The 15,394-nt window shown below is 47.0% G+C and carries 12 protein-coding genes; 4 read left to right on the top strand and 8 right to left on the bottom strand.

Features of this window, described 5'->3' with window-relative positions; genetic code table 11:
• Positions 1-27 precede the first annotated feature (27 nt).
• Positions 28-1,191, bottom strand: a complete 1,164-nt coding sequence (locus tag L5M37_RS06600) for a multidrug effflux MFS transporter (protein ID WP_259589612.1) — start codon at positions 1,189-1,191, stop codon at positions 28-30.
• 142 nt (positions 1,192-1,333) lie between these two features.
• On the opposite strand from L5M37_RS06600, the gene L5M37_RS06595 reads away from it, so the two are divergent.
• Positions 1,334-2,101 carry an AraC family transcriptional regulator gene (locus L5M37_RS06595; RefSeq protein ID WP_263140183.1) on the top strand — a complete coding sequence of 256 codons (768 nt, stop codon included), beginning with the start codon at positions 1,334-1,336 and terminating at the stop codon, positions 2,099-2,101.
• 72 nt (positions 2,102-2,173) lie between these two features.
• Here the strand turns inward: L5M37_RS06595 and L5M37_RS06590 are convergent, their stop codons facing one another.
• Positions 2,174-3,085, bottom strand: coding sequence for a DMT family transporter (locus L5M37_RS06590; protein ID WP_263140181.1), 912 nt, complete (start codon positions 3,083-3,085; stop codon positions 2,174-2,176).
• Between the two features lie 192 nt (positions 3,086-3,277).
• Between L5M37_RS06590 and L5M37_RS06585 the strand changes: the two genes are divergently transcribed.
• Both L5M37_RS06585 and L5M37_RS06580 read left to right on the top strand, forming a co-directional pair.
• Positions 3,278-4,141: a helix-turn-helix transcriptional regulator gene (locus L5M37_RS06585; RefSeq protein WP_263140179.1), complete on the top strand. Its 864-nt coding sequence runs from the start codon at positions 3,278-3,280 to the stop codon at positions 4,139-4,141.
• A gap of 292 nt (positions 4,142-4,433) precedes the next feature.
• On the top strand, positions 4,434-4,907 hold the full coding sequence (locus L5M37_RS06580) for an NYN domain-containing protein (RefSeq protein WP_263199854.1): 474 nt from the start codon (positions 4,434-4,436) through the stop codon (positions 4,905-4,907).
• Between the two features lie 112 nt (positions 4,908-5,019).
• Here L5M37_RS06580 and L5M37_RS06575 read toward each other — a convergent pair whose 3' ends face one another.
• The 6 genes from L5M37_RS06575 to L5M37_RS06550 all read right to left on the bottom strand — a co-directional run bounded on the left by L5M37_RS06575 (position 5,020) and on the right by L5M37_RS06550 (position 14,278).
• Positions 5,020-5,496 (bottom strand): group I truncated hemoglobin, encoded by a 477-nt coding sequence (locus tag L5M37_RS06575; protein WP_263199852.1) that lies wholly within the window; start codon positions 5,494-5,496, stop codon positions 5,020-5,022.
• Positions 5,493-6,374, bottom strand: coding sequence for a DUF3034 family protein (locus tag L5M37_RS06570; protein ID WP_263199850.1), 882 nt, complete (start codon positions 6,372-6,374; stop codon positions 5,493-5,495). Before L5M37_RS06570 ends, L5M37_RS06575 begins: the two co-directional genes overlap by 4 nt.
• A gap of 76 nt (positions 6,375-6,450) precedes the next feature.
• Complete coding sequence (locus tag L5M37_RS06565) at positions 6,451-8,757, bottom strand: GGDEF domain-containing phosphodiesterase (protein WP_263199849.1); 2,307 nt, start codon at positions 8,755-8,757, stop codon at positions 6,451-6,453.
• Positions 8,747-9,424: a methylamine utilization protein gene (locus L5M37_RS06560; protein WP_263199848.1), complete on the bottom strand. Its 678-nt coding sequence runs from the start codon at positions 9,422-9,424 to the stop codon at positions 8,747-8,749. The genes L5M37_RS06565 and L5M37_RS06560 overlap by 11 nt, the downstream gene beginning before the upstream one ends.
• A gap of 443 nt (positions 9,425-9,867) precedes the next feature.
• Positions 9,868-13,026 (bottom strand): efflux RND transporter permease subunit, encoded by a 3,159-nt coding sequence (locus tag L5M37_RS06555; protein ID WP_263199847.1) that lies wholly within the window; start codon positions 13,024-13,026, stop codon positions 9,868-9,870.
• A gap of 13 nt (positions 13,027-13,039) precedes the next feature.
• Positions 13,040-14,278 (bottom strand): efflux RND transporter periplasmic adaptor subunit, encoded by a 1,239-nt coding sequence (locus L5M37_RS06550; RefSeq protein ID WP_263199846.1) that lies wholly within the window; start codon positions 14,276-14,278, stop codon positions 13,040-13,042.
• Positions 14,279-14,696: 418 nt separating this feature from the next.
• Between L5M37_RS06550 and L5M37_RS06545 the strand changes: the two genes are divergently transcribed.
• Entirely contained in the window at positions 14,697-15,320 is a 624-nt protein-coding gene (locus L5M37_RS06545) for a TetR/AcrR family transcriptional regulator (RefSeq protein WP_028761413.1), read from the top strand.
• Positions 15,321-15,394 lie beyond the last annotated feature (74 nt).

Raw genomic sequence — 15,394 nt, 5'->3', positions numbered from 1 at the left:
GTGCCTTGGCTTTTTTTCATTTACGTCTTAAGCATTTTTTACTTTATTGGCTAAGCCTAAATGTAAACCTAAGCCAACACAAAGCAGTGCACTTAACGTAATCACCATACCTAAATGGTGAACGATTCCCGTGCCGCCTAAACCCAGTCCCAACAGAATGTAATAAAACAGTCCGAAGAGTGCGCCAGCAGAGCCCGCATAGGTACGGTAGTCTGCCAGAGCCGAGCTGAGTATGTTCGGAATAGCGATACCGTAAGCAATCACAATCAATAGCATAGGCGCTAAAAAGTAAACATTATTCAGCCCTATAAAGGTCGATTGGATCAGCCAAATCCCCAATCCACCGACAAGTGCAATAGCACTGGCTAAGCGAACCAGTCGTGCACCGGTGTGGCCTCGACCCAGCATTATTTTATTAACATAACTGCCAAGGAATGTACCAAAGCCTAACAGTAAGCCACTGGTACCAAAGGCAAGCGTCGATAACCCTTGCGCCTCAAACATAAATGGCGCCAGTGAAAAGTAGCTAAACCACATCAGATTAAACGCCGCTACCAACAAGGTGTTCTTAATAATCCCGCTGTCACTAAGCATCTTAATCGCTAACTCGCCTATCGCGATTTTCTGGGTGTGTGCGGGCTTGGTTTCGGGTAGATATTTTACCGACAAAAATAACAACACGATTGCAGAGACCATGAGTGCGACAAACACCCCTTGATATCCCCAATACGCGCTGAGAATACTGCCCAATAGCAATCCGATAACTGGGCTTATTCCAAGTGACATCCCCATCACAGAAAAAACTTTCGCTAATTCCTCTCCGCTATAACTGTCACGCATCATAGTTTGGGTAATCACAGACCCCACTGCCGCGCCAAAGGCCGACAATATGCGGGCCATCAACAACAGGCTAAAGTCGCTAACCATCAAGGCTAATGCTGAGCCAATGGCATAACAGACTAATCCCGCGAGCATAGCTTTACGGCGACCAATAATGTCGGCTAAGCGGCCCCAGCAAAATACGCCGATGGCAAAGGCCATAAAGTACACAGATAAGGTTTGCGATGCAGCGGCAACCGACACAGCAAAGTTTTCTGCAATATTAGGCAAAGCTGGGCTATAGATGGTTTCCATAATTTGCGGAAACATCATTAGCAGCACAACGAGCCCTAATGGTGGTTTTATATTCATGATTTTTAGTCCATTTCAGTCATCCAAATGAGTTGGTTTACCGAAATGTCGCTCCATACCTGTCAAAGATGGCGCAGTATAGATAAAATCCAAATGTGCCAATTAGCAACACTTAAACAAAAAACATCAAAAATAGGACAAAATGGCCTTTATTCTACCTGAACAGCAATTTAATCCAGACCAGCTGGATAATCTGGTCATTGGCATTGCCGCAGATATGGGCGAACACGACTCGGGAGTGCATCACCACAGGAAGGCGCAACTGCTGTACGCCCCCACAGGCGTGATAAGATTCACCCTAGCCGAGACTCAAATGGTGTTACCGCCAACGCGTGCGGCTTGGTTGCCAGCTGGCGTTAAGCACAGCGTCACCATGCGTAATGTGGTTGCCTATCGCTCACTCTACTTTGAACCAGAAACCGTCACTTCATTACCCGATAAAGTCACTATTTTCCATGTAAACCCGCTACTCAAAGCGTTAATCGACACTATGTCGTTTTGGCCTTGGGACAAACCAAGAAGCACTCAGCACAATGCCTTTTTGCTGCTCTGCGAAGAATTGGGCCATGCCGCGGAAGAAAATCTGGCTTTACCCCTCCCACAGGATAAACGTTTAAAAAACTGGCTTGCGCAACTGCAACAGCACCAAAAACCGCCAGCCAATCTTAAGGATATGGCAGTAGAAATCGGAGCCAGTGAACGCACAATTAGCCGCATTTTTAGCGCACAGACGGGAATGGCTTATCAAGCATGGCGCCAGCAATGGCGTTTACTCTCGGCCATTGAACAATTGGCGGCGGGGGCATCGGTAGCGCAGGTGGGCTTTAATTTACAATTTTCCAGTGACAGTGCCTTTATCAGCTTTTTTAAGCAATATACCGGCACCACACCGGCACAATATTTCAAATAAGTACTGGCTCGACTGACTTACAATCGTCGAATCGAGCCTTTCCTCATGTGCATCATGACGCTAGCTGCGACGTTAGGCTTTCAGCGCTGGCGTGGTAGAAGACTTAAACCAAGCAAGCGGTCTTTGACGGCGCGTTAACATGTTACCGAGCGCGACCAGCAAGAGTCCCACACTTGAATACCAAGTCCAGTGATAATCCTCAAACACACTCGATACACTAAGCGCCACCACAGGGGTTATCACCAACAGATACGCCGCTGCGTTAGCGCCAATTCGCTCAACCAAGATCAAATAAGCGGTAAAGCCAATCACAGAGGCGACAACGGCTAAGTAGAACAGGCTGCCAAGATAACTCGTTGTTAGCGGTAAACTAAAGCTTAAACCTTTAAACCAGATGATCAGCAGTAACGCCGCACTGCCGTAGCACATGGCATATGCTGTCGAGGTAAAAGGCGACACATTATCGCGCGAGTTACGCATGCTGATCATATTGCCAATCGAGAAAAACCACGTACCTAGCAACGAAAACAGTAAGCCCCACACTAAGGTTTGTGACCACTGAGTCGCGAGCAAATCGGCGCCAAAGAGTAAGATAATGCCCCCCAGACCGACACCGACTCCTAACCAAAAGTTGCGGGTAGTGGGCGTGCCGTAAAAAATGCGGCCATGTATCGCATTAAAAATGGGCGCAGTGGCCATAATCACCGCCGTTAAACCGCTGGCGATATAATGGGTTGCGGTATAGAACGCGATAAAGTTCAAACAAAATAGACACACGCCTTGCAGTGCAAACCAAGGATGCAGCCTAAGCTTTACCGCTTGCAGCTTGTTAAAGGCAAAGCCGATGGCGAACATCAACAGGCTCGCTATCGCGAAGCGATAAAAAATCGAGACTTCCGTCGCCACCTCACCATGCTGCCACTTAATGGCTATCCACGAAAAACCCCACACAAAAATCATCAGCAAATACATCACAGCAGCCATAATGAGCCCCCTCACCTTCATAAAATACTTAATGAGGCGAACTATACAGCGATGGCTTTCGTCCTTATGTCACCATCTTGTGGGTCATAACACGATATTGCGGTTTTAATCGCGAGCGAACGTTGAGCCGCGTTAATAAGTGCGATAATTTGGACAGACAAAACACTTAGCCAGTGAGATAACAAGGACCCCATGGAGCCCAAATACACCAGTTTTGATAAATCTGCTAAAACCTGTCTTCGCAAACAAGTGATTACGGAGGATTTATCTTGGGCCCATTATCAAAATGCGGGCGAGCGTTTGTATTACCAAAACGATACACAACACACGCTGAGCATGTATCTGGATGGCGGCTACGAAACCCACAGAACCGATATCAAAGCCGACTATGGTGCGCCAAGCAAGTTTTGCCTTATGCCCCAAGGCTGCCAAAGCCATTGGCAACTGGGACAACCGCAGCAGTTTATGCATTTGTATTTTAGCGATGAACATCTGAAGAAACTGGCCGTGCGAGTCTTTGATAAAGATCCACGCCAAGTGCGTTTACCTGAGCTGACCTTTGTCGACAATCCGAGGTTAGAGGCGCTATTTCGGCATCAAGTTGCCGAGCTCAATTGGCAGACCAGTGATAACCATCTGATGATGGAACAGGTAACCGACACTGTGCTGGTGACGTTACTACAAAGTTCCGGCTTTAATTTGTCGGTGGGGCCAATCAAGGGCGGGCTAGCACCTAAAGTGGCGAAAGCGATCAAAGAGTTTATTTATTGCCATTCACATCGGCAGATTTACTTGTCTGAACTGGCCGAGATTGCCCAGCTTAGCGAGTACCATTTTTGCCGCATGTTTAAATGCCAATTTGCGATGACGCCGCAGGAGTATTTGCTGCAAGTGCGCATCGAAAAGGTCAAACAAAGCTTAAGTCATTCAACGCAATCCTTGACCGATATCGCCCTCAATAATGGCTTTGCCAATCAAAGCCATATGGGCCGCTACTTTAAAAAACTCAGCGGCATGTCACCGGGCGAATATCAAAAACATCATCAAGGCCGCTAAGGTACTCAAGTGATTTCCCTGCTCGATTCAATCCTGCGTTAATCTTTGCCCACAGCCTGAGTTAAGGCACGCTGGTTAAACTCGCATTAAAGGGATTATTTTTCAGTCGTATATGAAGTAGCAATGCTGATAAATCAAACGGTTCATTGGCATTATGAGCGTGAAGTGTAAGTACAGAGAACATGCTCGCGCTGGAAATGACTCAGTAAAGTTCACACTTTCGCGCCTTTCAAAACCGCCACACCAGTCTGTGTTATAGTCATCACTTAGCTGCTACTGACGTGAGTACTCTGTGAAGAAAATCGCTTTATTTGTGGATGTACAAAACATCTATTACACCTGCCGTGAGGCCTATGGCCGCCAATTTAATTACCGTAAATTATGGCAACACTTAGGTTACGAAGGCGACATAGCGTTGGCCGTGGCTTATGCCATCCACAAGGGGGACGATGGGCAGTTAAAATTCCAGGACGCGTTAAAGCACATAGGTTTTGAGGTGAAGTTAAAACCTTTCATTCAGCGCAGCGATGGCTCGGCCAAAGGCGACTGGGATGTGGGGATCACTATCGATATTATGGAAGTGGCGAGTGAAATGGATACTGTTATCTTATTGTCTGGTGATGGCGATTTCGATTTATTGCTGCAAAAAATTCATAAAAAGTATGGGGTTGAAACCCAAGTGTATGGCGTCCCTACCCTAACAGCTAAATCCTTAAGGGATGCAGCGAGCCAGTTCCATCCCATAGATGAGGCGTTATTGCTCTAGTCACAAGACAGAATGCGGCTATCCATCACGCTAACCGTATCTGACTCATTCACTCTTTCGCCCCACAATGTCGAGACACTATGTAGAGCTTCTACTTTAAAGATGAAGCAAGTCACTGATAGGTAATGTCCGTATACATAGGGGCGAGACGTTTTAGAAAGGCATTACGGGTAGATAGCGGAATATGTTGCTCTTTCATCGATTCAATCAAATGGCCGACTAAGGCATCGAAATCCGCTTGAGTAATATTCAAGCCTCTATGACTGTGCTGCATACTTTCGCCGTGATACACGCAGCCGCCATCGGCAACCAGACAGAAATGTTCAATGGCACGCTCACGAAATAACGCAATATCAGTCTCTTGAAAGTGATGCACTATGCGTGGATCTGTGGCAATACGTGCCAGCAAACCATCGACTATCGCCGATACGCCTGCGTTACCACCTAGCTCTTGATATAAGGTCTGATGGCTTGCGGTTTGACGACTCGAGTGAGTTTGTGATGCTGAGGTTTCGGTCGTTGGCAGCGCACAGCCAGTGAAAAAAAACACTGCGACCAAAGGTATTAGCTTCACCCGTAAACGCCTCATAACGCCCCCTCCACCGACAGGTACCAACCCCGTTGCTCTTCAAACCCCGCAATACTGCCCAAATTCGCATAGGCCGTAACCACGGAAAGATGCTTATTGATAAACCACGCTAAAAACACATCTTGCCAATCATCCTCACGGGCAAAAGCTAACTCATCGGGTTTCTGGCGATATTCGATACCCAGTGCCACATTATCCGTCAGCAATACCGCGGCAGAGGCTTCGAGCACAAACTGGTAATCATGATTGGCTTGAGTACCAAAACCCAATAAACCCGTTTGATTCGCCTTGGTCGCGCGCACGGTCCCATTGAGTAATACATTTCGTCCCGCTACCGCATCAAAAAATACTTTGCTGGCAGCAACATACAAATCTAAACCCCAATCATCCCGCGCCCCAACCGCCTGAGGAATCGCAAAGTCATCGACTCTTTTATACTGGGCACCTAAGGTAATTTGCGGCATACCCGTATAAAGTAGCTCTCCGGCAAGCTTGTATTTTACGCCGAAGATATCTTGGCCTAACTCGCCGCCCATAGTATCTAAATCAAAGGTTTGCCGCGCAACGCTCAGCTCGAATCGATTATCAAAACTCAAAGAAGCGCCGATCACTTTCAGCGTAAAATCATCGACATAGACACCGGTCGCCATCGTCGTTGCCGACCATTCACCGCTACTGCCATAACCGTTGATCACGGCCCATGGCACTATGCCACCGCCAGCACTGCTTTCAATTATCGTCCCGCCGCCAGTCGCGACCACACGGCTACCTTCAGCAAACGTAGGAACAGTGCCCAATAGTAAAAATAGGCAAAACAAAGCCTTAACATAAGTCCAAGTTAATGAATTCAACTTCAATGCATTTATGGAAATGTTCACTTGATGCTCCGCTCTAATTCTGTCGACGATGAATCGTTAGTCTAGCGTCTTTGCATATTGACTTGAGTAAACGCGCTTATGCATCAGCGGTATTTGGATGGTTAAACGCCTCGAACCACAGATCAAATTCAGCCGCTTTTAAGGGTTTCGAAAACACGTAACCTTGAATGATATCGCAATCAAGATTACGCAATATCTCAACACCTTCTTGTTCTTCAACGCCTTCGGCTACTACGGTAAAACCTAAGCCATGGATCAATTTAATACTCGTATCGACTATCATCACATCCTGGCTATCCGTGAGCATGTCTTTGATAAAGCTGCGATCAATTTTCACCTCATTAACGGGTAAAATTTTCAAATAGGCTAATGATGAATGACCTGTGCCAAAATCATCAATGGCAACAGACACCCCCATGTCACGGAATCGCTGTAATACACTCACCACAGTCTGTGCATCTTTCATCACGGCGCCTTCAGTGACTTCGATACAGAGTGCACCGCTTGGCAGATTATTATCTTTCAGTAAAATGGCGATTTGATTCGGTAAGCGAGTATCGACTAAATCATGGGCCGACAGGTTAATAGCCAGTTTTAGCACTATACCCCGCCGCTGCCATGTCACTAATTGCTGAATTGCCTGCTTCAATACCCACTGGCTAACAATATCAATGTTGCCTGAATTTTCAGCCAGTTGGATAAATTCATCGGGCGGAATAAACCCTAGCGTAGGATGTTGCCAGCGGATCAATGCCTCGGCGCCAGTGCACTGGTTTAGGCGTAAATCCACTTTAGGTTGGAACACTAAATACAATTGGTTTTGCGCCAAACCTATAGGCAAATCACGGATAATCGTCAGCTCACGCTGATACTTTTCATCGGCGCCTTGACGATAACTGACAATACGTTGCTCTTCGAGACAGGCTTGATTGAGGGCAATTTCGGCGCGGCGCACTAACACATCGATATCAGCACCATTACCATCGATTTCAAGTAATCCCGCCCGCACGGTAAGAGAAATGTTTGAGCCTTGGATTGGAAAAGGTGACTCCAACATATCCAATGACTTCAGTAAATGTTCGGGGCGAATACCTTGACTATACAGAAGTAAAAATGAGTCACCGTCTAAACGCGCCAGTAAATCCGGAGTGGGTGCTAATTGCTCTAGGCGACGAGCAAAAAGCAGTAACAAAGTATCGGCATTGGCAAAACCAATAATATCGTTGATATGGCGGAAATGTTTAATATCTAACAACACCATAGCACCGGATAATTTATCGTTAAGATCCGCCAAATGCTGTTTTGCGGCAAAACGATTGAGTAAACCTGTCAAGCTATCGTGGCGAGATTGGTAGACTAAATCCTTTTCCCGCGCTTCAATATCATCGCGCATTAAGGATAAACTCTTAGCCAACACCCTAAGCTCTGCTGGCGCACCTTGAATATTGGCAGGCTGCTTACCTTGACCGATTTTGCGGGCATAATTCACAAGTTGATGCACGGGTTCAGTCAAACTGCCCGACAACCAAATCGCAATCGCAATCGCCAGTGCTAAGGTCAAAGCAAAAATCAGCAGCATATTATTGCGTAGTTGCTGATAACTTTGCTGCCACTTGAGGTTTGATTGGTGTAGTAGCGCTAATTGGCTGCCGTTGTGATCATAAAGTTTGATGCCCATAGACAGATGATCTGCGGGAATACTTTCACTAGGCATTTTCAGCAAGCTAGGCAATAAGCTCGCCTGCTCAATTACGCTTAACTTTTCATTATCAGATAAGGTTGAAGCGATTTCAGTGCGGCCCGTTGCCTGATTAACAAAACTCACATCGATGCCCGTAATGGCTTTAGCTTGTTGAGCGACCTTCTCATCCAATAAAAAACCCATGCCAACCCAAGCGATTAAGGTCGGCGCCTTCACCGGCTGCAGCACAAACTGATAGCTAGCATGATCAAAATTAAGGATAGCTAACGCATTATGATTGCTGGTGGTCATATTAAATAAGGATTGAATATCATCCTGAGTGAGTCCGGGCAAACTCGAGGTCAAGAGCTCCCCTTTAGGTGATAACAATACAGCGGCGTCGGCACCAATACGAGAGCCGTGATTAGATAACACTGACTCAATGGTTTCTTGCTCACCAGTAGCAATCGCGCGCTTAAAACCAAAATCGGCACTGAGTACGGACAAACTTTGACTGAGCTGAATACCGCGATTCGATAACACTTCGAGAAACACATTCGCACCAATATCGAGGCTTTTCTGTTGCTGTAAAAAGTTATCTTTTTCGGTCGCTGTCAACACGGAAAATGCCGTGGCAAATTGCACTAACGTCAGCACAATAAAGAAAACTAAAATCAGCCGAGCGCGAAAACTATTTAGCATGTAATGGCTTACCTTCAGAATCGTAGTGACCAAATCCCGACGGCGGAGCCGACGGTTTAGCTTGACGCTCAATGTCTAAGGGCAGGCTGAGTTGATTAGGGCCATTAACTATCAGTAAATCCGTTGGCTCTGATGCCGCCTTCTGCCATGGATGCCAGCGCTTAACTTTATATTGACCGGCGGTAAGTCCCTTAAACTGGATCTCACCTTTCTCGTCCGTCACAGCGACAATAGGGCTATCTGCCACATAGATAAATGCCTGCATATAATCGTGAATATTACAGCCAAGCGCGACCAAACCGGATTTATCAAACTGAATCGGCGCTTCGGCCTGACCCACATACAATTTAAGTTCGAAAGGCTTCGCTTCTGAAAAAGAATACACATGGTGGCGAGTACGATCTAAGTTGGGGAAATCCACCTTTGCACCTTTAGGCACCGCCAGTACAAAGGGGATAAAGGTTCGATTTTTTTGCGACATTTCATAATGCTCGACAGGTATCGCATTATCGGGCATTACAGCAGGGATCAGCTCCACAACAGTATCGGCAATGGCCTGTTGTTGCAGATCTACTACATTAATATTGAGTTCAGCAGCCATGACTTGAGGCGTGAAATAGATCAAAACGCAAAGTACTAACGCATATAAAACGCGATATAGGATCATCCGTTACCTCGGGCATAGTGATGCAAGGTCAACAAGTACCTTAGCTGAGTTCTGCGTAAAAAAACGATCTAGATTCATCTAGCATTGTACATTACTAATGTATTGAATAATCATCAAATTATATAGAAAAGTCGTAAAACAGTAACCATTCTAATCATTCTGTGATAATGACGCGCTCAAGTGGCAATAAGTTATAAGCTAACAGAATGGTCTGGTAATAGTTATTCATTGTTTCTTATTGATGATCCAGAAAATACCAACGATATTCCTCATTTCTGGTTTTAGTTTTAATCTGGCGAGCAATACCATCACTAAGCATCAATTGACCTAATGTTATTTAATCCCAGCTAAAGATAGTCAAATCTAATCGCTCTCGCCGTGAATAAACAAAAAAGGCCTACTCAATGTAGACCTTTCATGTGTTTTTCAACTAGAAAACAAGCTTAACCGACTGTTATCTCTTTATACTCATCGGCTTTTTTATCGCCTCTCTTTGCTAAGGCATAGTAAAACAGCGGCGTTAGGATAAGACCAAAAACTGTCACCCCTATCATACCTGCGAATACTGCCACGCCCATGGCTTGGCGCATCTCGGCGCCCGCGCCAGTGGAGAACACCATAGGCACCACTCCCATGATAAAGGCGATAGATGTCATCAAGATAGGACGTAAACGTAATCTTGCTGCCTCTAATATCGCCTCCATAGGTGCCATACCATGGTCTTGTTTCTCCTTTGCAAACTCGACAATCAAAATAGCGTTCTTAGTCGCCAGCCCCACCAGCACTATCAGGCCAATTTGGGTGAAGATATTATTATCCCCACCGTAAATCAGCACACCACTGAGGGCTGAAAGTAAGGTCATTGGGATGATTAAGATAATCGCCAATGGCAAGCTTAAGCTCTCGTACTGGGCGGCTAGCACCATAAACACTAAGATGATCACCAGCGGGAAAACCAAAAGACCCGTATTGCCCGCGAGAATTTGCTGATAGGTCAGCTCGGTCCACTCATAAGTCATACCATTAGGTAACGTTTCAGCCAAAATTTTCTCAATCGCCGCCTGCGCTTGGCCTGTACTCACTCCGAGCGCTGGACCACCGTTGATTTCAGCGGTCGTGAAACCGTTATAGTGCATCACTCTGTCTGGGCCTGAACTTTGGCTGACGTTGATGAACGAACCTAGCGGGATCATGTCACTATTCAGATTCGGCACCTTTAGCTGACTTATCTGCTGCGGACTTTGACGGAACGCCTCATCGGCTTGCATATTCACCTGATAGGTTCGACCAAAACGATTGAAGTCGTTGACATAAGTCGAGCCCATATAGGTTTGTAATGTCTGGAAAATTTGATCGAGCGACACTGCCTGCTGTTTCGCTTTAGTACGATCGATATCCAGTTCAAGTTGTGGCACGTTCACTTGATAGCTAGAGAAAACGCCAGCTAACTGAGGATCGGCCCACGCCTTGTACATCACTTGTTGGGTCACCTGATACAAGGCCTCATAACCAAGGTTGGCTCTGTCTTGAATTTGCAGACGGAACCCTCCTATGGTGCCGAGGCCTTGCACAGGTGGCGGCGGGAAGATGGCAATAAACGCGTCTTGAATAGCAGCAAATTGCTGATTCAATTGTCCTGCAATGGCATTCGCCGACAGTTCAGGACTGGTACGCGAGTCAAAATCATCGAGCGCAACAAACACCACGCCTGAGTTAGGACTATTGGTAAAACCGTTGATGCTAAGGCCAGGAAAGGCAATCGAGTGCGCCACACCTGGGTGATTAAGGGCAATCTCAGACATCTTCTTGATCACACTATCCGTACGTTCAAGGGATGCCGCATCGGGCAACTGGGCAAAGGCCACTAAATACTGTTTATCTTGGCCGGGCACATAACCCGTTGGTGTATTGGCAAATTGCACTCCCGTTAACGCCACCATGCCTAAATACACTAGGCCGATAATGCCGCCAAAACGGATCACCTTACGCACTAACCAGCCATAACCATCGGATGCACGGTTAAATAAACGATTAAAAGGCACAAATAACCAAGCACCAAACAACTTATCCATTAGACGGGTTAAGCCGTCCTTAGGTGCATCATGGCTCTTGAGTAACAGCGCCGATAATGCCGGACTTAAGGTCAGTGAGTTAATCGCCGAGATAAAGGTCGAGATAGTAATAGTCAAGGCAAACTGTTTATAGAACTGCCCGGTTAAGCCACTCATAAACGCCGTGGGAATAAACACCGCCGCCAGCACTAAGGTGGTTGCCACAATCGGGCCAGTCACTTCCTTCATCGCCTTTTGCGTTGCCGCAACTGGGCTTAACCCTGCGGCAATATTACGTTCGACGTTTTCCACCACCACGATGGCATCGTCAACCACGATACCGATGGCGAGCACCAGCCCAAAAAGCGACAAGGCGTTTAACGAGAAACCGAGCAGATGCATAAAGGCAAAGGTACCGACCAAAGACACAGGCACGGCCACCAGCGGAATAATCGATGCGCGCCAAGTTTGCAGGAATAGCACCACCACTAACACCACCAGCAACACGGCTTCGAGCAGGGTTTTTACCACAGCTTCAATCGAGCCACGCACGAACACTGTTGGGTCGTAAACGATTTCGTATTCGAGTCCTTCAGGGAATCCTTTAGACAGCTCTGCCATTTTGGCGCGCACATCGTCGGAAATCTGAATCGCGTTAGAACCAGATGCTTGGAACACAGGAATCGCCACGGCATCCTTGTTATCCAGCAGTGAGCGCAGCGCATAACTCGTTGCACCCAACTCGATGCGGGCAACATCCTTTAGGCGGATCACCTCAGCATTCTGACCAACTTTGATGATGATATCTTCAAATTCAGACAGTTCAGTTAAACGGCCTTTCACGTTAATTAAAAGTTGAAAGTCAGCACTGCCACTGGGCTGCGCGCCTAAACTACCCGCTGCTGCCTGTTGGTTTTGCTCACGCACAGCGGCAATAATGTCCGCTGGCGATAAACCCAGCGCCGAGACTTTATTCGGGTCGAGCCAAATTCTCAGGCTGTATTCGCCGGCGCCAAACAAACGCACAGCACCGACACCGTTAATCCGCGCTAACTCGTCTTTGACGTTAAGCGCCGCATAGTTAGACAGATACAACATGTCATAACGGTTATCCGGCGACAACAAATGCACCACCATGGTCAAGTCTGGCGATGATTTTTCAGTAACAATACCAAGACGTTGTACTTCCTGCGGCAGACGGGGCATAGCGCGATCGACTCGGCTCTGCACTTGGGTTTGAGCCTTATCCACATCCGTGCCAATCGCAAAGGTGATAGTCAAGGTCATGCGTCCATCGGACGTCGCCTGCGATGACATGTACAACATGTCTTCGACGCCGTTGATTTCCTGCTCCAGCGGTGAAGCCACTGTTTCGGCAATCACTTTAGGATTTGCGCCAGGATAATTAGCAGTGACCACTACCGTTGGTGGCACTACCTCTGGATATTCGGTAATAGGCAACTGCCAAACGGCAATCGCCCCAGTGATAAGAAACAGCAATGACAGTACGGCTGCAAATATCGGTCTTCTAATGAAAAATTGCGACAACATAGTGTGTTATTCCTTAACCGCGGCTCGCCGTTTCGACCGCTTGCGCCGTCAAATGCTCTTGATTTTTATCGAGTATTAACTGGGCTTGGCGCAGTGCCTCGAGCTTGTCGCTGTCGACCATGTCCACTATGTTTGGCTCAATTTGCATCTTAGGGCGTACGCGTTGCATACCATTAACGACGATCTTGTCATCGGCAGCTAAACCTTGAGTTACGATGCGAAGCCCTTGAACTTTCTCGCCTAAGGTCACACCGCGATATTCGACCGTGCCATCATGAGCGACGACCAGCACAAACTTATTATTGAGATCTGTGCCAACCGCTTTATCGTCAATCAAGATCCCCTCATAGACGCCACTGCCCGCAGTACGAAGACGCGCAAACAAGCCTGGCAATAGATTATTGTCTTCATTGTTAAAAGTGGCCCTCACTCGAATAGTACCCGTCTGCTTATCCATCGCATTATCCACAAAGTCGACCATGCCAATATGGTGATAATCGCGCTCATTGGCTAAAGCCATGTACACAGGATTATCGCCAGCACGAGGATCGTTACGTTTGTTCTGCGCAGTCAACTTCACGTATTTAAGGTAGGTTTGCTCGTCCACATCAAAATAGGCATACATGCTGGCGGTAGAGACTAAGCTGGTCAGCACACTCTGCCCTGCGGTGACATAGTTACCCGCAGTGACGTTGGCGTAGGATACTCGGCCATCAATCGGCGCTTGTACTTGGGTATAAGCTAAATCAAGCTCGGCGCGCATGAGTGCTGCTTTCAGCGAAGCGACTGCGGCTGCAGTCTGACGTTTGTTCGACTCACGGGTATCGAGTAATTCGGCCGAGACCGCCTTTTGGTCAAATAATTTATGTGCCCGTTCAAAATCATTAGTGGCCAGTTGCTCTGCAGAGAGTGCGCTAGCAAGATCTGCTTTTAACCGGGCCACTTCCACTTCAAACACGCTTGGATCGATGCGAAATAACACCTCGCCTTTTTTCACTAAGGCGCCTTCTTTAAAATTTACTGAGTCGATATAGCCCGACACCCGCGGGATAAGGGTGACACTTTCTGGCGCCTGTAAACGACCGGTAAACTCATCCCATTCGGTGACTCGCTCATGCAATACCTGAGCGACATCCACCTTAGGCGCACTCGGTGCAGGTCCCTGCTGCGCTGTTTGCTCACCACAAGCTGAAAGGACGAAAGCAGCCACAGCCGTTAACATCATTATTCGTAAAGGTTTGTTACTCATCATATTACTATCCTCAAAGTGGCGGGCATTTCACGCTGTTCGAACCACACACATGCAGCTGTGTTACAAACCAAACCAATTAAATACCGACTGGTAAAAAATATTCTGTACTGGACGGTAATATATAGCGTAAAATGATGCTGTCAACAAATTTATGTACCGAACGGTATTTAATTAAAAGTGTGCACTTACCCTAGGCATACAATGCGTCCAGAGGCAAAAGGCTACGAGTTTGAACGGCAAAGCATTTTGATGAATATTGAAGCAAACACTAACTAACGCAGATAACATGCTGAACTTAGGTGACACCTTGAATGACTAAGTAGACATATCCCCCTAAGTCCGTCATAGGTGGCAAGTGTGGCTGGACAGGGACTAAACCCATGTCTATCCTAGGGGCAATTGAGAATTGAGGAGCCTAATGATGTCAACCGTCACCCAGACGCCCTGTGTTGGTCGCCCACGAGCTTTTGACACTGACGATGCATTAGCAAAAGCCTTAGAAGTCTTCTGGCTCAAAGGTTTTGAAGGTACATCGTTAACCGATCTCACCCAAGCTATGGGCATTAATAAACCTAGCCTTTATGCCGCTTTCGGTAATAAAGAACAGTTATTTCTCAAAGCGATAGAATTATATGAACAGCGCCCCTGTGCGTTTTTCTACCCGGCACTGGAACAAAAAACCGCCTATCAGGTTATCGAGTCAATGCTACTCGGTGCGGCAAGCTCTTTGGTGGATAAAAGCCATCCACAGGGATGTTTGATTGTTCAAGGGGCACTCACCTGTAGTGAAGCAGGACAAGCGATTAAAGACACTTTGATTAATCGTCGCCGCGACGGTGAAATAGCCCTGTGCGAACGACTGCAACGCGCCAAAGATGAAGGTGATTTGCCCGCTGACGCCGATCCCTTGCTGCTTGCCCGTTATATAGGCACTGTATTGCAAGGTATGGCCGTACAAGCGACCAGTGGAATTTGCCCGAATGAACTGCGCAAAGTGGCCGAGCTAGTGCTGGCTAACTTTCCGCGTAATGATGAATCCTGATTCACCAATCCTGATCCACAAAAACTAAACCCCAGTAGAGTACTCACTTAACTGGGGTTTTATTTATGCTTTGC

This window comes from Shewanella sp. SM69 (genome assembly GCF_025653985.1).
In the GTDB taxonomy this organism is placed as follows: domain Bacteria; phylum Pseudomonadota; class Gammaproteobacteria; order Enterobacterales; family Shewanellaceae; genus Shewanella; species Shewanella oncorhynchi.
The sequence above is the reverse complement of the archived record's forward strand: the minus strand, read 5'-3'. Positions and strand labels throughout refer to the sequence as shown.

Bases quoted from the DNA above. Each gene is read 5' to 3' on its own strand.
- L5M37_RS06560 (WP_263199848.1), bottom strand. From the start codon at position 9,424: ATGATCCTATATCGCGTTTTATATGCGTTAGTACTTTGCGTTTTGATC.
- L5M37_RS06545 (WP_028761413.1), top strand. From the start codon at position 14,697: ATGATGTCAACCGTCACCCAGACGCCCTGTGTTGGTCGCCCACGAGCT.
- L5M37_RS06590 (WP_263140181.1), bottom strand. From the start codon at position 3,085: ATGGCTGCTGTGATGTATTTGCTGATGATTTTTGTGTGGGGTTTTTCG.
- L5M37_RS06600 (WP_259589612.1), bottom strand. From the start codon at position 1,191: ATGAATATAAAACCACCATTAGGGCTCGTTGTGCTGCTAATGATGTTT.
- L5M37_RS06555 (WP_263199847.1), bottom strand. From the start codon at position 13,026: ATGTTGTCGCAATTTTTCATTAGAAGACCGATATTTGCAGCCGTACTG.
- L5M37_RS06565 (WP_263199849.1), bottom strand. From the start codon at position 8,757: ATGCTAAATAGTTTTCGCGCTCGGCTGATTTTAGTTTTCTTTATTGTG.
- L5M37_RS06595 (WP_263140183.1), top strand. From the start codon at position 1,334: ATGGCCTTTATTCTACCTGAACAGCAATTTAATCCAGACCAGCTGGAT.
- L5M37_RS06585 (WP_263140179.1), top strand. From the start codon at position 3,278: ATGGAGCCCAAATACACCAGTTTTGATAAATCTGCTAAAACCTGTCTT.
- L5M37_RS06550 (WP_263199846.1), bottom strand. From the start codon at position 14,278: ATGATGAGTAACAAACCTTTACGAATAATGATGTTAACGGCTGTGGCT.
- L5M37_RS06575 (WP_263199852.1), bottom strand. From the start codon at position 5,496: ATGAGGCGTTTACGGGTGAAGCTAATACCTTTGGTCGCAGTGTTTTTT.